The following is a 3,456-nucleotide window of genomic DNA, read 5'->3' as shown; positions in this document are numbered from 1 at the left end:
CGCGGCCCCTGGGGGACCCGCAGGGTGACGCCGGTGAGCCGGCCCTCGTACGGCATGACGAGATAGCTCCGGTCGGGGGGGGCCGGGGGGGGGGCCCCCCCCCCCGGGGCCCGGGGGGCCCCCCCCCGCGGCCCGCGGGCGGGGTCGGTGCCGGGAAGGCTACGGGTTGCGGGGCCCGCCAAGCTGGATACCGGCCATGCGCGACCACTCGTACGGCCCCGTGCGGACCTTGGCCGCCAGGTCCCCGGCGAAGTCCTCGTGCACGGTCAGACCGGACAGTTCGACGGCGCGCTGGGCGCTCTCGTACGAGGGGGCGACCAGGTTGCCCCACTCGCCGTTGGCGCCGACCAGGGCGATCCGGACCGAGCCGCGGGTGATGTGGGCGAGCTGGCCCTCGGCGCTGCCGCCGTGGCTGCGGGCGAACGCCTCGATCTGTCGGGCCAGCCGGGCGGCCTGCCGCTCGACGCGGGCGTCGCGGACCGGCGTGTCGGCCGGCTCCGTGCTCTCTTCGGCCTGCTGGGTGTCTGCCATGCCCGCGATGCTACCGATCGGTAGATCATCTTGGCGACGGGGCTGCCGCGTGGCCTGCACCACGCGTGAGGGGGGGGGGCCCCGGGGGGGGGCCGCCCCCCCCACCACGTGAGACCCAGGGGAAGGGGGCCCCGTGGGCGCGGCTCAGATCCGCTGGCCCGCGCGCCAGACGGAGGTCACCAGGGGGACGCCGGGGCGGTAGGCGAGGTGGATCGGTGACGGGGCGTCCAGGAGGGCCAGGTCGGCGCGGGCTCCGGGACGCAGGTGACCGACGTCGTCCCGGCGCAGCGCCCGGGCACCGCCGGCGGTCGCCGCCCAGATGGCCTCCTCCGGGGTCATGCCCATGTCCCGTACGGCCAGGGCGATGCAGAACGGCATGGAACTGGTGAAGGAGGAGCCCGGATTGCAGTCGGTGGAGAGCGCGACGGTGGCGCCCGCATCGAGCAGCCGGCGCGCGTTCGGCCACTTCGCGCGGGTGGAGAACTCGGCGCCCGGCAGCAGCGTCGCCACGGTGTCGCCGCTGGCCAGGGCGTCCACGTCGGCGTCCGTGAGGTGGGTGCAGTGGTCGGCGGATGCGGCGCCGAGTTCCACGGCGAGTTGTACGCCGGGCCCGTAGGTGAGTTGGTTGGCGTGGATGCGCGGAATCAGGCCGCGCTCCTTGCCCGCGGTGAGGACGGCGTGCGCCTGGTCGCGGTCGAAGGCGCCCTGCTCGCAGAAGACGTCGACCCAACGGGCGTGCGGCGCGCAGGCGTCGAGCATCGGGCCGGTGACCAGGTCCACGTAGCCGGCCGGGTCGTCGGCGAACTCGGGGGCGACGATGTGCGCGCCGAGGAACGTGGTCTCGCTCGTGTGCGCCGCGGCGATGCGCAGCGCGCGGGCCTCGTCGTGCGGGGTGAGGCCGTAACCGGACTTGGTCTCCAGGGTGGTGGTGCCCTGCCGGGCCGCCTCCCGCAGGTAGCGCAGCAGGTTCGCTTCGAGTTCCGCGTCGGTGGCGGCCCTGGTGGCGGCGACGGTGGTGCGGATGCCGCCGGCGGTGTACGGCTTGCCCGACATCCGGGCGTTGAACTCGGCGGTGCGGTCGCCGGCGAAGACCAGGTGCGAATGCGAGTCGACGAACCCCGGAATGGCAGCCTGACCTGCGGCGTCGAGGTGATTGTCAGAGGCGGGTGCTTTCCTGGTGACACCGACCCAGGCAATGCGGTCGCCGTCGATGACGAGCGCCGCGTCCTGGATCAGACCGAGGGGGCCTTCGCCGAGGGAGGGATCGCCTGTGACCAGGGTGCTGATGTGCGTGATGGTCGTCGTGGCGCCGTGGCCCTGGGCCGTGCTCGTGGCCGGACCCGATCCGCTGTCGGGCGCGGGGCCGGCTGCTGCGTGGGGGGTGCCGGGGGTGTGGGGCGTGCTGGGGGTGCTGGGGGTGGTCATCGCGGGGTTGTTCTCCTTCAGCCGAGCACGGCTGCGATGGACTGGGCCAGTGCGGTGGGCACGTCGGGCAGCAGGGTGTGCGCTCCGTCCCGGACGATGTGGCGACCGCCGACGACCGTGTGCCGGACGTCCGCGTTGGACGCTGCGAATACGGCGGTCTCCACGCCGAGCGCCGGCGGCGGGCCCGCGGTGCGTACCGAGTCGAGCGCCAGCGTGGTGAAGTCGGCGAGCGCCCCTGGCGCGATGCGCCCCGCCTGCTCCCAGCCGAGCGCCGCATGACCGTCCGCCGTCGCCGCGCGCAGGAGTTCGGCCGCCGTCCAGTGGCCGCGGGCCCGGGTGCGCAGCCGCTCGTCGAGCTCCATCGCGCGGGCCTCTTCGAGCAGGTCGATGACGGCGTGGCTGTCGCTGCCCAGCGAGAGCGGTGAGCCGGCCCGCTGGAGCGCCGCTGCCGGGCCGATGCCGTCGGCGAGGTCGCGTTCGGTGGTGGGGCACATGCAGACGCCGGTACGGGCGCCGCCCAGGTGGGCGATGTCCGCTTCGGTGAGGTGCGTGGCGTGGACGGCGACGGTGCGCGGGCCGAGCACGCCGTGTTCCGCGAGCAGTTGAGTGGGGGTGCGGCCGTGGGCGGCGCGACAGGCGTCGTTCTCGGCGGTCTGTTCGGAGAGGTGGACGTGGAGGGGGGTGTCGCGGCTGGTGGCCCACTGGGCGACGGTGCCGAGTTGGTCGGCGGGTACGGCCCGTACGGAGTGGACGGCGGCCCCGATGCGGGCGTGAGCGGGGGCCTTGAGCGCGCTCGCCCGCTGCGCCCACGCATCGGCGGTGCCGTCGCTGAACCGGAGTTGCGGGCGCGTTGGGGGCTGGCCGAAGCCGGCGGAGAGGTAGGCCGTGTCGAGGAGGGTGATGCGGATGCCGGCGTCGGCCGCGGCGGCGAGCAGGGCCTCGCCCATGGCGTTCGGGTCCTGGTAGCGGCTGCCGCCGGGGCCGTGGTGGAGGTAGTGGAACTCGCCGACGCAGGTGATGCCGGCCAGGGCCATCTCGGCGTAGGTGGCGCGGGCCAGGGCGTGGTAGCTGTCCGGCGTGAGCCGTTCGGCCGCCGTGTACATCACCTCGCGCCAGGTCCAGAACGAGTCCGGGGCGCGTTCACCGGCCGAGCCGGTGACCCCGGTAGCGCCGACGGCCCCCGTGGCTCCCGTGGTCCCCGCCGCCTCCGCGGGCCCGGCGGTCGGGCTGACCTGGGCGGCGCCGCGCAGGGCACGGTGGAAGGCGTGGCTGTGCGCATTGGCCAGGCCGGGCACGGTCAGACCGCGCAGCACCACGGCGCCGGGCGGCGGGCTGGCCACGCCGATCCGTACCGCGGTCACCACGCCGTCCTGCACGTCGATGACCACGCCCGCGACGACTCCGGTGGGGAGTGGGCCGGGGGGGAGGCCCGTGGGGTGCTGCCCGGTGGCGGCGGCGGTGGGGCTGGTCGGGTCCGCGGCGGGCGGACCTGCGGCCGGG

3 protein-coding genes and 1 pseudogene are annotated in these 3,456 nt (G+C 75.4%); all 4 read right to left on the bottom strand.

Annotated features, from left to right (window positions below):
* A pseudogene (locus AAHZ94_RS30920) lies at positions 1-182 on the bottom strand (RDD family protein); the annotation flags it as partial.
* The gene (locus AAHZ94_RS30915; protein ID WP_349997033.1) at positions 160-531 is read right to left on the bottom strand and encodes a hypothetical protein; all 372 of its coding nucleotides are present in this window, start codon (positions 529-531) and stop codon (positions 160-162) included. The gene AAHZ94_RS30915 and the pseudogene AAHZ94_RS30920, both read right to left, overlap by 23 nt.
* Positions 532-675: 144 nt before the next feature.
* Entirely contained in the window at positions 676-1,956 is a 1,281-nt protein-coding gene (hutI, locus tag AAHZ94_RS30910; protein ID WP_349997032.1) for an imidazolonepropionase, read from the bottom strand.
* 17 nt (positions 1,957-1,973) lie between these two features.
* Positions 1,974-3,344, bottom strand: coding sequence for a formimidoylglutamate deiminase (locus tag AAHZ94_RS30905; protein ID WP_349997034.1), 1,371 nt, complete (start codon positions 3,342-3,344; stop codon positions 1,974-1,976).
* Between the last annotated feature and the right edge of the window lie 112 nt (positions 3,345-3,456).

The organism is Streptomyces sp. HSW2009, assembly GCF_040240285.1.
GTDB lineage: Bacteria > Actinomycetota > Actinomycetes > Streptomycetales > Streptomycetaceae > Streptomyces.
Note: the sequence above shows the minus strand (reverse complement) of the source record. Positions and strands in the feature narration are given on the sequence as shown.

What these genes read in the sequence shown, in the direction of transcription:
- AAHZ94_RS30915 (WP_349997033.1), bottom strand. Translation starts at nt 531, where the DNA reads ATGGCAGACACCCAGCAGGCCGAAGAGAGCACGGAGCCGGCCGACACG.
- hutI (WP_349997032.1), bottom strand. Translation starts at nt 1,956, where the DNA reads ATGACCACCCCCAGCACCCCCAGCACGCCCCACACCCCCGGCACCCCC.